Origin of the sequence: Paraburkholderia metrosideri (genome assembly GCF_904848625.1) — a bacterium.
In the GTDB taxonomy this organism is placed as follows: domain Bacteria; phylum Pseudomonadota; class Gammaproteobacteria; order Burkholderiales; family Burkholderiaceae; genus Paraburkholderia; species Paraburkholderia metrosideri.
This window is the reverse complement of sequence record NZ_CAJHCP010000010.1, coordinates 14822-29032: the sequence shown is the minus strand read 5'-3', so window position 1 is coordinate 29032 and position 14211 is coordinate 14822. Positions and strand designations below refer to the sequence as shown.

Sequence of the window (14211 nt, the reverse complement as noted above, 5' to 3'; positions counted from 1 at the left end):
GACGGGGCAATTAAAGTGGTGATGCCGACGCTCGATCTTTCCGTTCGCGTCACGACCCACCCAGCCCCCTCATCATGCACACACAATCGACGCGATCGCCGCGCCTTGCCTTACTCGCCGCGAGCCTTGGCTTCTTCATCATCTGTCTGGACGTGACGGTGGTGAACGTCGCGCTCGAGCGCATACGGGAAGGCCTATCTGCCAGCGCTACCGAGCTCGAGTGGGTGCTCAATGCGTACACGCTCGCGTTCGCCTGCCTTCTGCTTAGCGCCGGTGCGCTCGGTGACCGGCTGGGGGCGCGACGCGTGTTTATCGGAGGCTTCGCACTCTTTACTGTGGCGTCGGTCGCCTGTGGCTTCGCAACCGGGGCGGCCACACTGATCACAGCGCGGGTCGCACAGGGCGTTGGGGCTGCGTTGTGCGTGCCGTCGTCGCTGTCGCTGCTCAACGCGAGCTTTCCCGATCCGCGGGCGCGAGCCAAGGCCGTCAGTATCTGGGCCGGGACCGCCGCGCTGGCGCTCGGCGCCGGTCCTGTCGTGGGAGGGGCGCTGGTCGACTGTTTCGGTTGGCCGAGTATTTTTCTGATCAACGTACCGGTGGGTGTCGCCGGCATCTGGCTGACGCGGGCTTATGCTCCCGATACCGTGCGTAACACAGGCCGTCGCTTCGATTTGACCGGGCAACTGCTGGCGGTAGTTGCGCTTGCCGCGCTGATGTTCGCCGTCGTCGAAAGCGGAAGGCTGGGCTGGGGAGATGCGGCTGTGCGGACGGCAATCGGCTGTTTCGTTGCGTTCGGCGTTCTGTTCGTGCTGGTCGAAAAGTGGCAACGGCATCCGATGCTTCCGCTTTCGCTATTCCGGATACCGGCCGTCAATGTCAGTTCGGTGATAGGGCTGTCGCTCAACTTCGGCTATTACGGACTGATGTTCGCGATGAGCCTTTTCTTTCAGAGAGTGCGCGGCTATACGCCCTTCGAAACGGGTCTGGCTTTCCTGCCAATGACCGCTGTCGTCACCGTGGCCAACCTCACATCCGGTGCCCTCTCCGCGCGCTTTGACTACCGCATTCCGATGGTGGCCGGCCAGGCGCTCGCGGCGATTGGCCTTCTATCACTCCGACTGATCGGCAGCAGTAGCAGCTACCTGGCGATCACGGCGCCCTTGCTCGCGATTGGTGTTGGGGTCGCGCTGGCTGTACCGTCGATCAATACCGCGGTGCTCGAAAATGTCGATTCGCGATCCGTCGGCATCGCTTCTGGCGTGCTGAACACGGCGCGCCAGATCGGCGGCGCGCTCGGAGTGGGGGTCTTCGGATCGCTCGCCGTCGGAACGGCCGGCGATCTTGTCAGAGGCCTGCATACGTCCGTCATGCTGGCCGGGGTTTTTATGCTCGCCGGCGTAGTCCTATCAATCTCTGGTTTGAAAAATTCAGCTTCGAAGGAACAAGCGGGCGCGGTCTGCGAAGGGCTTCCGCGCTGAAGCCGTTGATCATGTGATCGGCTCCGAACGGCCCATCGAGGACTGTCGCGCTCAACTACCCACTTCCGTTAGACGACGCGGCGCCCTGGCGCCCCGGCGTTTTGCGTGCCGCCACCTTCTTTGGCGTCACGCTCAGGCAACCCGGCTACTGCTGAAGCGGTCCTCTGCGTGATTCGCCCGTGAGTAACGGCACCTATCACCCGCCGTAGCCGCGATTGTTCACGCGCCGTCAGTCTCCGCGATGCCGGGCGCAGAGCAGCTTTTCTTCGTCTGTCTTACACTCCCGGGCTGCCACGAAAGCGCCTCACAAGCCTTCATTTATCTTTCTATGACCGGGATTTTTTCGATGTCCAATACCAACGCCGCCGTATCCGTGAACGCTTACGGCGTCAACCAGAGTCAGATCACCGTGCAGGCCACGGACGGTGCTTGCAACGTATGGGTGCTGACGCCCCAACGCGAAGGCAAGTGGCCCGGCGTGATCTTCTACATGGACGCGTTTGGCATCCGCCCCGCCATGATCCAGATGGCAAGCCATGTTGCCAGCCAGGGCTATGTCGTGCTGCTCGCCGATCTGTACTACGGCCTGGGCGCATACGGACCGCTTGATCCGAAGGAAGTCCTGAAGGGTGATTTCCGCGCGACCGTTGGCCCGATGATGGCTAGCACCGACAATCACAAGGCGGCCGGCGACACCGCTGCACTGCTCGCCTATCTCGACAGCCGTGACGACGTGAAGGGCGACAAGGTCGGCACGGTCGGCTTCTGCATGGGTGGCGGCATGGCGTTGACGGCTGCGGCCTGGTACCCGGATCGCGTGTCGGCTGCGGCGAGCTTCCACGGCGGCAATCTGGCCACCGACCTGCCAACGAGCCCGCACCTGCAGTTGCCCAAGGTCAAGGCCGAAGTACTCATCGCCGCAGCAGATCAGGACCACAGCTATCCGCCCGAAATGGCTCAACGCTTCGACGCTGCGTTGACCGAAGCCGGAGTGAAGCACAAGAGCGAGTTGTACGAAGGGAAGATGCACGGCTGGATGAAGCCGGACATGCCGGTCTTCGACGCACCGGCGGCCGAACGCGGCTGGAACGAGCTGTTCGCGCTCTACGCGCGAACGCTCGGCTAAGTTAAGAGCTTCACGCTTGAGTGACCGAAGGTCGGCCATGAAGCCGGCCTTCGGTCTGTTGTATCGCTATTCGCGGCTCTGCGTGATGACTGCTGTTTCGCACAGCAGTCATCACGTGAAACTCCAGTCTTTCAGTAGCACACGTACGACTTGCCGGTACTGGAAAACTCACATTGACCCGAGGCGATCTGATTCAGCATCGTGACGGTTTCGGCTGCGACCTGAGCCACCGTCTTGCCTTCGCCGCCATGCACGTTGGCCATAGTTTGCCGATCAAGGTCTTTCATGAGAGACAGATCGCCGATCATTAGAGTACACATCTCGATTCTCCTTCGTGAATAACGGGGTAATGGCATGCCGCCCCGGCAGTTGATGAACGTCACCGTCCATGCAGCCTGTTATGCAATGGCTATGCCAAACGGCATGGCGGTCCGCATGTTTCGTTAGTTCGGAGAAGGGTGACGGCGCGCAGTGCGTTTGCGGTATTTGACTGCGGTATCGATGAGGCGATGCGTTTTCCATCTGTTGGGAGGCGGTGAACAGGTTGGGTATTGCTGTGCGAACCAGGGCAACAGTCCGGCAATCCCGAGAGCAGGCAACACTAGCATTGCGCCGACTGGAGGGAGACCTTCCAGGCCCCTCACTCCGACTGCGGAAACTCGCTCAACAATTCGAGCAAAAAAACGGAGGTTCGGTCGATGGCGCTCACGCTGACTCGATCCTCACCCATGATCGCCGCACCGTCTCGTGCAGCGAGTCGAACGCTGGCTACATCGAGACGTCCGGTCGCTGCCACGAGATAGGCTTGCCCGCCCGCAGGTAGTGCATATTCAAGCGTTTGCCCAGCAAGCATGGCAGCGTGAAGCAATCTCGCATCGGCGTTGATTTCAAGTGCACCGTCACGCACATCGGCAGCGTCTCCGCTTGCGAGTGGCAGCAACTGTGCTTCCTCTTGCTCTCGCGGAAACTGCCGGGTAGCCCAGCGAGGTTCGCCGTCGCGCCGGCGCGGTGTCAGCCAGATCTGGAACAGTCGTGTGGGCACCGGTTCTTCGTTGCGTTCTGAGTGAAACACACCCGTTCCCGCGCTCATGACCTGAACGTCACCTGCGTCAAGGCGACTTCTATTTCCAAAGTCGTCTTCATGAGTGATGGCGCCACTGCACACATAGGTCACGATTTCGACATTCCGGTGCGGGTGCATGCCGAAGCCCGAGTGCGGCGCGAACTCATCGTCGTTCCATACGTAGAGCGCCCCAACGGGGGCGTGCTCAGGCGGGCCGATTTCGCCGAACCGGAAATGCAGCCCGGTTGTCAGCCAGTCCCGCTCGATACGGCCGAGCGTTTCAAAAGGGCGATGTTCAATCACGTTGTCACTTCCATTTGATGAGTTGAGCGCTCGCGGATCGAAAAGGCGGCAGCAGCGAGGCCAGCGCCTTTTGTCCGCGACGTCGTCAGGCTCGCCGGACGGCGCTTAGACCTGCGCCTGCCCACCATCGACGAACAGTTCCGCGCCGTTCACGAAGCTCGCGTCGTCCGACGCGAGGAACAATGCTGCGCCCGCGATTTCCTTCGGTTCGCCGACCCGTCCCATCGGGATGCGCGCGGCAAGATAGTCGAGCAAGCCCTGCTGTTGTGCCGTGTCGGGGCCCGCGAGTTCCACCAGACCGGGCGTCCTCGTCGCGCCAGGGCTGATCGTATTGACGCGGATCTTGCGATCCTTCAGGTCGAGAATCCAGCTACGGGCGAATGCGCGCACCGCGGCTTTCGACGCGGAATAGATGCTGAATGCGGCGGTCCCTTCAATGGTCGTCGTCGAGCCAGCGAGAATCACGGAGGCGCCTTCGGCGAGCAGCGGCAGCGCTTTTTGCACGGTGAAGAGGGTGCCCATGACATTGCGGTCGAACGTGTCGCGATAGTGGGCTTCGGTGATTTCACCAAGCGGCAGCATCGAGCCGCCGCCAGCGTTGGCGAACAGCACGTCGAGACGTCCCTTTTCGCCGCGAATCTGCTCGTACAACATGTCCAGCTGGTCGGGCTTCGACGAGTCGACGCGGACCCCCGTCGCATTGCCGAGCGCAGCGACAGCGGCATCGAGTTCTGCCTGCCGCCGGCCCGTGATGTACACGTGTGCGCCTTCCTCGGCGAAACGTTGAGCGGTAGCCAGTCCAATGCCGCTGGTGGCGCCGGTAACCAGCGCGATCTTGCCTTCGAGCTTGCGTGCCATGATGTTGCTCCTTCGATTACGTGATTGGATTTCGTTAGGGGGTGAAGCGATGTGAGAAGAATATCGACGCGTTGATCCTTTCGAAATAGAATTGGTTGCAAACCATCATTGCAAAAATGAAATGACCAAACTGCCGGATTTCGAAGGACTGGCGATGTTCGCCAAGGTGGCCGAAGAGGGGTCGTTCGCGGCGGCGTCGCGGACGATGGGGGTGTCGGTTGCCACGGTTTCGCGGGGTGTCGCCCGGCTCGAGGAGCGGCTCGGCGCGAGGCTTTTCAACCGGACATCGCGTCAGCTGGCGCTCACGGAATTCGGCCGCACGATCGCCGAGACAGCCGGCGACATCTATCGGCGTGCCGAAGAGGCGGAGAGCGCCGCACGTGAGATGTCGGTTCAGCCACGCGGTCTGATCCGTCTTGCCGTGCCGATGTCGTTTGGTTTGCGCTGGGTCGCGCCACTGTTGCCGGGGTTCTTGCAGGCGTATCCGGAAGTGTCGGTCGACCTGCACCTGTCCGATGCGACGGTCGACATCGTCGCGCAAGGGTTCGACGCCGCGTTGCGGATTGCCGCGTTGCCGGATTCGTCGCTGGTCGCGAGGCGCTTGTGTTCGGTGTCGCAGCTAGTCGTGGCGGCGCCCGGGTATCTGGCGCGATGCGGGCGTCCGGCTCATCCACAGGACCTGAACGGCAGACCCTGTCTGTCCTACGCCTACCGTGCGCGCAGTGATCTCTGGCGATTCACCAACGATGCCGGCGAGGAGTGCGCTATCACCCCGGTCGGCCCGCTGCGGGTGACCAACGCCGATGCGTTGGTGCCCACCTTGCTTGCAGGGCTCGCGATTGCCGAACTGCCCGAGTTCATCGCCGGAGAATATCTTGCCGATGGTCGGCTCGAAGCTATCCTGACCGACTGGCATCTGACGCGAGGTGGCCTATTCTTCGTTACGCCGTCCGCCCGCTCGCGTCCGGCGAAGGTTGCCGCGCTCGCGGATTATTTCGCCGAACACTTGTCGGAGCCAGTCTGGTTAAGAGGCGGTACGATAGACCCCGCCCGCGTCGTCGCTGGGGGTCGCAGCTGAGCGTTGAAGATCATTGCGAAAGTGCAACGGTCGGTTGCGGAACAAAGTCTTCCGCGATGATTCTGGTGTCCGTATTCTCTCTCCGTCGTATTCAGCAGTTTGCTTCTTAGGTTGATCGTCACACCTGGTGGCTTGTCACACTGGTGCCGGATGATGGTGTCCGGCTGTTGCCCAAAACAGAAAGGAGAATGACCATGCCGTACGTCACAACGAAGGACAGCGTCGAAATTTTCTACAAAGACTGGGGCCCTAAAGACGCACAGCCCATCGTATTCCATCATGGCTGGCCGTTGTCTTCCGACGACTGGGATGCGCAAATGCTGTTCTTTGTCGCAAACGGTTATCGTGTGATTGCTCATGATCGACGCGGCCACGGGCGTTCGTCGCAAGTGTCGGACGGCCACGACATGGATCACTACGCCGCCGACGCCTTTGCTGTGGTCGAAGCACTCGACCTGCGGAATGCCGTCCATATCGGCCATTCGACCGGTGGCGGCGAGGTGGCCCGTTATGTGGCGCAGCATGGCGAACCGGCCGGGCGCGTGGCCAAAGCGGTGCTGGTCAGCGCGGTTCCTCCGCTGATGCTGAAGACTGAAGCGAACCCTGAAGGTCTTCCACTCGACGTTTTCGACGGCTTCCGCAAGGGGCTTGCCGACAATCGCGCACAGTTCTTCGTCGACGTCCCGGCCGGTCCTTTTTATGGTTTCAATCGTCCCGGTGCGACGGTCCATCAGGGGGTGATTCAGAACTGGTGGCGGCAGGGCATGATGGGCAGCGCCAAAGCTCACTATGACGGCATCAAGGCATTCTCGGAGACCGATCAGACGGCCGATCTGCAGTCGATCTCGGTGCCGACGCTGGTGCTCCATGGCGAAGACGATCAGATCGTGCCGATCGCCGATGCGGCGCTCAAGTCAATCAAACTGCTTAAAAACGGTACGTTGAAGACTTACCCGGGTTATGCGCACGGCATGTTGACGATCAATGCAGATGTCCTTAACGCCGATCTGCTTGCTTTCGTGAAGGCATAAGTTCAACCGACGGAGTGGGCTCGCGGTTGCGGGCTTACTCGGAAGTGGATGCAGACAATGAGCGATGTTGCGTCTGCGAGGGATTTTCATCGCGACTGCCCCCGCTGCAGTGATTGCCGGGATGAACAGGCAGACGCTGTGCACGAAGGCGTCAACGCCAAGCGCAATTACGCCGACCGCGCGATGCCGACGGTCGCGACAATGGCGAAGTTGCGCTTCAGGTTACGGCTGCATATCGCGTTCAGTCGCGCGTCGAGAGCTGACGCGCAGGCCACCAACGCGGCCGCGTCCAGCTTCGGCTGCGCCATGCTGGAACCCGCTAGTTGCGCTTTTTCACGCAGGTGTTTTGGCCGGACGTCGCGGCCACTCCTTTGCTACACTTGACCAACGACCTGCGTTGGTGGGCGTCTCGTTGGCGCCGTTATTTTCTGCAAGTTCAGCTTCGCCACAGCCTCAAAGAAGAAGCCTTCCGGCCAACGTTTTTCCCGTGTCAACTTATTGCGGCGATTCTGGCTCCCGCGCCATCGCCGAAGTGATGAAGTCGGCGCTGCCAGTAAGGCGCAAGGCAGTTAGCCGACGCAAGTACTCGAGTACGTTGGCGCTTCTGTTCATAGGCCTCCCGTCACCCTGTAGGCCCGCACGCCAATCGTTCATCGCAACGCATTGAAACAGTGCCGAGGTGCTTCCATGGCTGAGACGTCCGACTTCCGCAGCAAAAAGATCGAGCTTGCCCACGGACGCGGCGCCATGCCCGCGCTTGGGTTTGGCACGCTGATTCCCGATCCCGCTACGACGATCAGCGCGACCAGAGACGCACTGAAAACCGGCTATCGGCACCTCGATTGCGCCGAGCGATATCGGAACGAACGCGAAGTGGGCGAGGCGCTACGGATCGAAGTTGCCGCAGAAGGAATCGCCCGCGAAGATCTGTTCGTGACCACCAAATTGTGGAACTCCAATCATCGGCCGGAGCGTGTCGAGCCGGCTTGCGACGCAAGTCTCGAAAGGCTTGGACTCGACTATCTCGATCTGTATCTGATACACACGCCGTTTGCGTTTCAACCGGGTGATGAGCAGGACCCACGCGATGAAAGCGGCCAGGTCATCTACGACAAAGGCGTCACGCTGCTGGAGACGTGGCGAGCGATGGAAAATCTTGTCGACAACGGAAAGTGCCGTGCGATAGGGCTCTCCGATATCGGTCTAAACGACTTGCAGCCTCTTTATGAATCGGCACGAATCAAGCCCGCGGCGGTGCAGGTCGAAGCGCATCCTTATCTTCCGGAAACGGAATTGCTGGAATTCTGCAAAGAGAAAGGGATCGTGTTTCTAGCGTTTGCACCGTTGGGACATGGAATCAGGCCGGGGCCGGTTGAGGATCCAGTTATCTCCCAGATCGCCGCGCGAATTGGAAAAACACCCGCACAAGTACTGCTTGCCTGGGCGATCCAACGTGGCGGAGCGTTGCTCACCACCCCGAAGACAACGGCCCGCGCGCGGGAAAATTTCGATATCTCCGCACTCCCGATCGAGGCGTTCGACGAGATCAACCGGATCGAAACGAGGCAGCGGTACAACGAAGTCGTCAAAACAGGCAGCCCCGGATTTATTCCGCGACGCACACAGTAGATCGAGGTGAACGGTATCCGGAGGTATTCCATGCAGGAACAGACCATACGTGGCGCGCTCGATGCCCATTGGCGCGCATCGGCGGACGGCGATCTCAACGCAGAACATGACATTTACGATGACGATGTCGTCTGTGACTATCCGCAGTCGGGTGAGCGAATCCTCGGGCGCGTCAATTTGCAGGCGTTGCGAGGGCATCACCCGGACAAACCGTCAGGGTTCGCGATCCGGCGAATTCAGGGGGACGGTCATCTTTGGGTCACGGAATACACCATTACCTATAGCGGGCGCTCTGCTTACACAATCAGTGTGATGGAGTTTCGCGACGACAAAGTCGTTCACGAGACCCAGTACTTCTCAGAATCATTCGAAGCGCCGGATTGGCGGAGTCAATGGGTGCAGAAGATCCCGTGACGCGGCAGGAGCGATAGCGCGATCCTGTGTTCACTCGTCGTACAACCAGTGTGATATCGCTTCACACTACTTCGGCATTTTTCGCGTAAGGACATGCCGCTCTTCAGGCACGGCGATCTGCTATTTAAGCTCCAGCGTGCGATACGTCCCCGTCAAAATGCGCCGGTGCGCTAATCTCGCCCCCTCCATCGCGGGTAAACACGGTATATACAACTTACATCAAGCTTTATAAACTTTGTACGTTGTCATACAACTCGTGTGTCTCAAGGGCAAGCCTGTTGTGCTGGCCACCCGTCAAGCTGTCAGGGCGAAATGAACGCGACCGCATAGCCAGAACAATGCCGCGCATCTTTCTCCGCCTTGCTGCGCGTTAAGACCCTGTCGAGGCATCCGCGATCCATCGGATGCTCTATTTTGAAAAAGTCACGATGAAAATGAAATTTGCCGCTTCCCGTGTTTCGATGATCGTCGCCGCTTCGGTGCTCGCATTCAGCACCGTGTCCGCGCATGCGCGCGTGTTCCGCGTCGCGGACGTGCACGGCGACACCTATCCGACCAATATGGCCGTGAAGTACATGGGTGACGAGATCAACAAGGCAACCGGTGGCAAGGATTCCGTGAAGGTGTTCGGCAACAGCGCGCTGGGCTCGGAAAACGACACGATCGACCAGGTTCGCATTGGCGCACTCGACATGACTCGCGCCAACGGTGCAGCGTTCAACGAGATCGTGCCGGAATCGATGATTCCGTCGCTGCCGTTCCTGTTCCGCGACATCGACCATTTCCGCAAGGTCATGTACGGCCCGGAAGGCCAGAAGATTCTCGACGCATTCCAGGCGAAGGGCATGATCGCGCTGACGTTCTACGAGAGCGGCGCACGTTCGATGTACGCGAAGCACGCGATTCATTCGCCGGCCGACATGAAGGGCCTGAAAGTACGCGTGCAACCGTCGGACCTGATGGTCGATGAAATCCGGGCAATGGGCGGCACGCCGACCCCGATGCCGACGGCCGAGGTGTACACAGGTCTGAAGACGGGTCTGGTAGACGCAGCGGAAAACAATCTGCCGACGTATGACGAAGGCAAGCACTTCGAAGTCGCGAAGGTCTATTCGGAAACGCAGCATTCGATGACGCCGGAAGTGCTGGTGTTCTCGAAGAAGGTGTGGGACACGCTGACGCCGCAAGAGCAGCAGATCATCAAGAAGGCAGCGGCTGACTCGGTGCCTTACTACCAGAAGCTGTGGACCGCGCGTGAAGCCGACGCAGCAAAGACGGTGACCAGCGGCGGGGCGACGATTGTCGCCGCATCGCAGATCGACCGTCCTGCTTTCGTGAAGGCAATGCAGCCGGTGTGGGCGAAGTACGAAAAGACCCCGCAAATGAAGCAACTCGCTGACGAAATCCAGGCAGTCAAATAAGTTCGGATGTAACGCAGCGCAGAAACACGTTGCGCGGTGAAAGGTATGGCGACGCGGCCAGCACTGCGTCGCCATACTGTATTAGCGGTTCTGCGCGTCTATTTGCTGTCGCAGACGTTTTTCTTCCTCCTGAAGCTCTGGCGTAAAAGCTTCGCCAAAGTCCGCGGCTTCGTAAAACGGCCGGATTTCGATCTCCGAGTCGCTTGTCATCGGATTCGGGCAGCGGCGTACCCAATCAATGGCCTCGTCCATTGATTGAACCTGCCAGATCCAGTATCCGGCAATCAGTTCCTTGGTTTCGGCAAACGGACCGTCATAGACGGTTCGGTCCTTGCCGGAGAACTTCACGCGTACACCGTTCGAGCTCGGCTTCAGTCCGTCGCCGCTCTGCATGATGCCCGCGTTGACCAACTCTTCGTTGAACTTGCCCATCGCCGCGATGAGTTCCATGCTCGGCATTTGCCCGGCTTCGGATTCGGGGGTCGCCTTGACCATGACCATGACTCGCATTGCGCTTCTCCTGAGAAAACGATCGATGTAAGAGTGGGTGGAGAGGCAATCGCTGCCTCTACCACGACGACGGATGACGGTAGCGAAAATCGACAGGAGCAAAATACCGCACGTGGGTGGATCTTCGCTTCACCAGCAGGCGATCGCGTGTGGTGTGACGCTGCGACTATCCACGGGATCGCAAGCGGCTGCGTCACTGAATAACGTGATCCACTCGGCTGGCGAGTTTTTCAACTGCCGCCACCACCCCTCTTTCGACGCACAAAGAGAACGCCGGCCCCGGCTATGACAAGCAGTGCCACTATCAAGCCGATGCCCATGCCGGTTCCGCTGCGTGAGTCAGTCGGACTGGACGCAGCGGACGCCGCTGTGGCTGACGAGGCGGGTGGCGCAACCGGTTGCGGAAGCGCTACACCGGCCGCGCTGCCCTGGTGAACCAGCGAGGCTTCCGACGTTGCAATGGCTGGAGACGCGATGGACGGAACCGCATCCGGTGCAGGTCCGACCGGCGCCAGTTCGGTAGACGAGGCCATCGCGGGTGCTTGCGCCGCTTGCGGCGTGACGTCGACAGATCGGGTCATCGCTGTCCACCGCGCAAAGACACCGTCGATGCAATGCACGTCAGTACACGCGTTGCGCGACTGCCGCCACTGGCTGAGCTGTTGCGGCGACAGCTTTCCCGCGTTTAGCAGAGCCTGCTGCTGCGAGAAGATATCGTCGTATTCATTGTTCAGAATCGCGTGATCGCATATGACGCGCTCAGCCGGTTGCTGCGTGGTAGCACATTGAATATCGTTCGCCATTGCGGCGGTTGAACCCAACGCTGCTACTGTCAGCAGCAAGATCAAATATCGTCTTGGATGCACCTGTACTCCTGGAATGTGATTGCTGTGACCGAACGGCGCTTGCCGGCCCGCGACTGACGATGTGGGATTGGCGAACCTCATCGCGGCCACGTTAGCGACTGGAAGCGGGCACCACAATGAATCCGCCTGACTCGTCGCCGTGCGCCACGACCTTTCCTTCCAGCAGGAAATTCGCGGTCAGTGCGCATAGCGCCGCGTCGATCTCGTCGATAGACCTTAGCGACGTCGTTTGAATTCCCGCCTCTTCAAGAATTTGCCGGCGCTGAGTCCGCTTTTGCTTCGCAGAAGCGACTTCGTTCTTGAGCAGCGCGCAGGTTATCGCGTGGGGAAATGTTTCGAAGCACACCTTGTCGACGATTTTTTCGTGCCCCCCATATAACGGGAAGTGCGGCGTGAGCGCGTTATATATGCGCTCGCCGTTGAACATCCACCGATAGAATCCACTTTGACTTGCCATGGCGAGTTCGCGAGTCGGTGTGGCAAACGAGAAGATTCGTTGGCGCGCGAGCGCCTTCTCGGCTTGTCTTCCGGCCTCACCCGTTCGCCATTGACAGGGTGCATCAATGCCCACTGCCGCTACGTCGAACTCAACGCATTTTTCGAGCATATGCTCCGGGGTTTCCTTGTGGACGTTGCACACAATTTCGGTGCCACGCAGGATAACAAGGTGATTTCCTTTCCTGTCTCCGCCGATATCGATTCCAGCTACTGCTCGTCTGGACTTCATCCAATGGCCCTCGAATTGAATGGGATCGGTGTCGGCATGCGATTTTTCGATCCTGAGCCGTTGCTTCGGTTGTCGATCTGAAAACGTCTGCGCGCAGTCGCGACTGGCATAAAGTATGGAGGTTTGAAACCCGATAGAAAACTTCCCTTACTTTTATTTACCTCACGCGCAGGAATAATGCCTGCGTTGCGGTCATGTTTGCGCCGTTGAACGGTGGCCGTCGACCGCCGCTGGTTAACGAAGAGAAGTGTCGCGACTTGTCGCTGATAGGACGGATCGAGCAAGCGCGGCTAGGCACGATGTCCGCACGCTGAGCGACGATATCGGAAATCGCACGATCCAGACCATGCAAGTTCATACAGACGCCACGACCACCTACACGAAGCGCTTGAACGCCGTACTCGCCTATATCGATGTGAATCTCGAGGGCGACCTGTCGGTGGAAGCACTCAGCCGGATAGCGAACTTCTCGAAGTTCCATTTTCACCGGCAGTTTGCGGCTTATGTGGGGGTGCCCGTCGCACGCTATGTGCAATTGATGCGCTTGCGCGGGGCGGCTCGCCAGCTGGCGTCACAGGCATCCTGCACGGTGCTCGATGCCGCGCTCGACGCGGGCTTCGACAGCCCTGAATCGTTCAGTCGAGCGTTCAAACGTGCGTTCGGCACGACGCCAAGTGCGTTCCGGCGCGATCCGAAATGGCAGATCTGGAGTGCGACCTTCGTTGTTCCCTATCTTTCAAGGAAACTGACCATGCAAGTGCGAATCATCGACTTTTCTGAAACCCGCGTTGCTGCGCTCGAACATTGTGGTCCTGCGGGACTCGTCAACGAGAGCGTGCGGAAATTCATCGACTGGCGCAAGCAGAGCGGCCAATCGCCGCTGGCATCCAGCAGGACTTTCGGCATTCCGCACAACAACCCGGATACGACACCGGCGGAAGCGTTCCGCTTCGATATCTGCGGAGAGATTGATGAACCGGTCGCGCCGAATGACTATGGCGTGCGGGCCTCCGTTATTCCCGGCGGCCGGTGCGCGGTGGTTCGGCATACGGGGTCGACGGATCATGTCGGTGAGACGATCTATCCGATCTACCGTGACTGGTTGCCGGCAAGCGGACAAGAACTGCGGGACCATCCGTTGTTCTTTCACTACCTGAGCGTGTCGCAGGACACGCCGCAGGATCAATGGCAAACCGATATCTACATTCCTTTGGTGTGACGGCAACATGACGGGAACGGATAGGCCGCGATAACGTTACGCCTGCGGCCGCCCGGTCTCTCCGACGCGGATCACCTGGGCGTTTTCACCGGCGCCTTCGCGCGCCTTTTCGTGTCGGCAGTGTGTGAACCACGCGGTGGAGAAGTCAAAGCGCAAGCGTCCGCCAGTAGCTTGCTTAGGTCGGCACGAGTGATCTTCGATAAGCGGACGAGCACAGAGGGATAAGGCTCGTAGTGATCGGTGACGTAGTAGGTCTCGGGATGCCGCTCCAGCAACTGTCCGCGGCGGTCAAAATCGATACGCACGACGATGCAATTTTCCTCCGCAGACTTGTTGGTCGGTACACAGGCAAGGATTTTGCCATCCAGCTTCAGCGCTGGCGCCCCGTAGGCCGTGCCGTCAATGACACCGGGTAGGCTAAGCCCCAGTTCCCGTACCGTTTCGAAAGTGAGCGTGGTCATTGGCTGTGTCCTCTCAAAAGGCCCTTT

The 14211-nt window shown here is 59.6% G+C and carries 16 protein-coding genes; 8 read left to right on the top strand and 8 right to left on the bottom strand.

All coding sequences use genetic code 11. The features are described 5' to 3' along the window. Positions 1–74 precede the first annotated feature (74 nt). Both LMG28727_RS22410 and LMG28727_RS22405 read left to right on the top strand, forming a co-directional pair. Positions 75–1478: an MFS transporter gene (locus LMG28727_RS22410; protein ID WP_201644509.1), complete on the top strand. Its 1404-nt coding sequence runs from the start codon at positions 75–77 to the stop codon at positions 1476–1478. Between the two features lie 346 nt (positions 1479–1824). Next, positions 1825–2604, top strand: a complete 780-nt coding sequence (locus LMG28727_RS22405; RefSeq protein WP_201644508.1) for a dienelactone hydrolase family protein — start codon at positions 1825–1827, stop codon at positions 2602–2604. Positions 2605–2735: 131 nt separating this feature from the next. Here LMG28727_RS22405 and LMG28727_RS22400 read toward each other — a convergent pair whose 3' ends face one another. From LMG28727_RS22400 to LMG28727_RS22390, 3 genes are all read right to left on the bottom strand, one after another. Beyond that, on the bottom strand, positions 2736–2924 hold the full coding sequence (locus LMG28727_RS22400) for a hypothetical protein (protein ID WP_201644507.1): 189 nt from the start codon (positions 2922–2924) through the stop codon (positions 2736–2738). Positions 2925–3244: 320 nt separating this feature from the next. Beyond that, the gene (locus LMG28727_RS22395) at positions 3245–3970 is read right to left on the bottom strand and encodes a pirin family protein (RefSeq protein WP_201644506.1); all 726 of its coding nucleotides are present in this window, start codon (positions 3968–3970) and stop codon (positions 3245–3247) included. Between the two features lie 105 nt (positions 3971–4075). Beyond that, positions 4076–4828, bottom strand: a complete 753-nt coding sequence (locus tag LMG28727_RS22390) for an SDR family NAD(P)-dependent oxidoreductase (protein WP_201644505.1) — start codon at positions 4826–4828, stop codon at positions 4076–4078. A 121-nt stretch (positions 4829–4949) separates the two neighbouring features. On the opposite strand from LMG28727_RS22390, the gene LMG28727_RS22385 reads away from it, so the two are divergent. Then, positions 4950–5906, top strand: coding sequence for a LysR family transcriptional regulator (locus LMG28727_RS22385; RefSeq protein WP_201644504.1), 957 nt, complete (start codon positions 4950–4952; stop codon positions 5904–5906). Between the two features lie 194 nt (positions 5907–6100). Next, positions 6101–6937, top strand: coding sequence for an alpha/beta fold hydrolase (locus tag LMG28727_RS22380; RefSeq protein WP_201644503.1), 837 nt, complete (start codon positions 6101–6103; stop codon positions 6935–6937). Positions 6938–7104: 167 nt separating this feature from the next. Here the strand turns inward: LMG28727_RS22380 and LMG28727_RS22375 are convergent, their stop codons facing one another. Next, positions 7105–7245: a hypothetical protein gene (locus LMG28727_RS22375; protein WP_201644502.1), complete on the bottom strand. Its 141-nt coding sequence runs from the start codon at positions 7243–7245 to the stop codon at positions 7105–7107. 379 nt (positions 7246–7624) lie between these two features. On the opposite strand from LMG28727_RS22375, the gene LMG28727_RS22370 reads away from it, so the two are divergent. The 3 genes from LMG28727_RS22370 to LMG28727_RS22360 all read left to right on the top strand — a co-directional run bounded on the left by LMG28727_RS22370 (position 7625) and on the right by LMG28727_RS22360 (position 10401). Continuing rightward, entirely contained in the window at positions 7625–8566 is a 942-nt protein-coding gene (locus LMG28727_RS22370) for an aldo/keto reductase (RefSeq protein WP_201644501.1), read from the top strand. Positions 8567–8596: 30 nt separating this feature from the next. Next, complete coding sequence (locus LMG28727_RS22365) at positions 8597–8980, top strand: nuclear transport factor 2 family protein (protein WP_201644500.1); 384 nt, start codon at positions 8597–8599, stop codon at positions 8978–8980. A gap of 428 nt (positions 8981–9408) precedes the next feature. Continuing rightward, positions 9409–10401 (top strand): TRAP transporter substrate-binding protein, encoded by a 993-nt coding sequence (locus LMG28727_RS22360; RefSeq protein WP_201644499.1) that lies wholly within the window; start codon positions 9409–9411, stop codon positions 10399–10401. A gap of 81 nt (positions 10402–10482) precedes the next feature. Here LMG28727_RS22360 and LMG28727_RS22355 read toward each other — a convergent pair whose 3' ends face one another. The 3 genes from LMG28727_RS22355 to LMG28727_RS22345 all read right to left on the bottom strand — a co-directional run bounded on the left by LMG28727_RS22355 (position 10483) and on the right by LMG28727_RS22345 (position 12504). Beyond that, complete coding sequence (locus LMG28727_RS22355) at positions 10483–10911, bottom strand: YciI family protein (RefSeq protein WP_201644498.1); 429 nt, start codon at positions 10909–10911, stop codon at positions 10483–10485. Between the two features lie 230 nt (positions 10912–11141). Beyond that, the gene (locus LMG28727_RS22350; protein ID WP_201644497.1) at positions 11142–11777 is read right to left on the bottom strand and encodes a lysozyme inhibitor LprI family protein; all 636 of its coding nucleotides are present in this window, start codon (positions 11775–11777) and stop codon (positions 11142–11144) included. A 91-nt stretch (positions 11778–11868) separates the two neighbouring features. Then, positions 11869–12504, bottom strand: coding sequence for a DUF429 domain-containing protein (locus LMG28727_RS22345; RefSeq protein ID WP_201644496.1), 636 nt, complete (start codon positions 12502–12504; stop codon positions 11869–11871). Between the two features lie 346 nt (positions 12505–12850). Here LMG28727_RS22345 and LMG28727_RS22340 point away from each other — a divergent pair, with 346 nt between their 5' ends. Then, a complete protein-coding gene (locus LMG28727_RS22340; protein ID WP_201644495.1) occupies positions 12851–13723 on the top strand; it encodes an AraC family transcriptional regulator in 873 nt (290 codons plus the stop codon). A 71-nt stretch (positions 13724–13794) separates the two neighbouring features. Here LMG28727_RS22340 and LMG28727_RS22335 read toward each other — a convergent pair whose 3' ends face one another. Continuing rightward, the gene (locus tag LMG28727_RS22335) at positions 13795–14184 is read right to left on the bottom strand and encodes an MmcQ/YjbR family DNA-binding protein (protein WP_201644494.1); all 390 of its coding nucleotides are present in this window, start codon (positions 14182–14184) and stop codon (positions 13795–13797) included. Positions 14185–14211 lie beyond the last annotated feature (27 nt).

What these genes read in the sequence shown, in the direction of transcription:
- LMG28727_RS22410 (WP_201644509.1), top strand. Translation starts at nt 75, where the DNA reads ATGCACACACAATCGACGCGATCGCCGCGCCTTGCCTTACTCGCCGCG.
- LMG28727_RS22405 (WP_201644508.1), top strand. Translation starts at nt 1,825, where the DNA reads ATGTCCAATACCAACGCCGCCGTATCCGTGAACGCTTACGGCGTCAAC.
- LMG28727_RS22400 (WP_201644507.1), bottom strand. Translation starts at nt 2,924, where the DNA reads ATGTGTACTCTAATGATCGGCGATCTGTCTCTCATGAAAGACCTTGAT.
- LMG28727_RS22390 (WP_201644505.1), bottom strand. Translation starts at nt 4,828, where the DNA reads ATGGCACGCAAGCTCGAAGGCAAGATCGCGCTGGTTACCGGCGCCACC.
- LMG28727_RS22385 (WP_201644504.1), top strand. Translation starts at nt 4,950, where the DNA reads ATGACCAAACTGCCGGATTTCGAAGGACTGGCGATGTTCGCCAAGGTG.
- LMG28727_RS22380 (WP_201644503.1), top strand. Translation starts at nt 6,101, where the DNA reads ATGCCGTACGTCACAACGAAGGACAGCGTCGAAATTTTCTACAAAGAC.
- LMG28727_RS22375 (WP_201644502.1), bottom strand. Translation starts at nt 7,245, where the DNA reads ATGGCGCAGCCGAAGCTGGACGCGGCCGCGTTGGTGGCCTGCGCGTCA.
- LMG28727_RS22370 (WP_201644501.1), top strand. Translation starts at nt 7,625, where the DNA reads ATGGCTGAGACGTCCGACTTCCGCAGCAAAAAGATCGAGCTTGCCCAC.
- LMG28727_RS22365 (WP_201644500.1), top strand. Translation starts at nt 8,597, where the DNA reads ATGCAGGAACAGACCATACGTGGCGCGCTCGATGCCCATTGGCGCGCA.
- LMG28727_RS22360 (WP_201644499.1), top strand. Translation starts at nt 9,409, where the DNA reads ATGAAAATGAAATTTGCCGCTTCCCGTGTTTCGATGATCGTCGCCGCT.
- LMG28727_RS22355 (WP_201644498.1), bottom strand. Translation starts at nt 10,911, where the DNA reads ATGCGAGTCATGGTCATGGTCAAGGCGACCCCCGAATCCGAAGCCGGG.
- LMG28727_RS22345 (WP_201644496.1), bottom strand. Translation starts at nt 12,504, where the DNA reads ATGAAGTCCAGACGAGCAGTAGCTGGAATCGATATCGGCGGAGACAGG.
- LMG28727_RS22340 (WP_201644495.1), top strand. Translation starts at nt 12,851, where the DNA reads ATGCAAGTTCATACAGACGCCACGACCACCTACACGAAGCGCTTGAAC.
- LMG28727_RS22335 (WP_201644494.1), bottom strand. Translation starts at nt 14,184, where the DNA reads ATGACCACGCTCACTTTCGAAACGGTACGGGAACTGGGGCTTAGCCTA.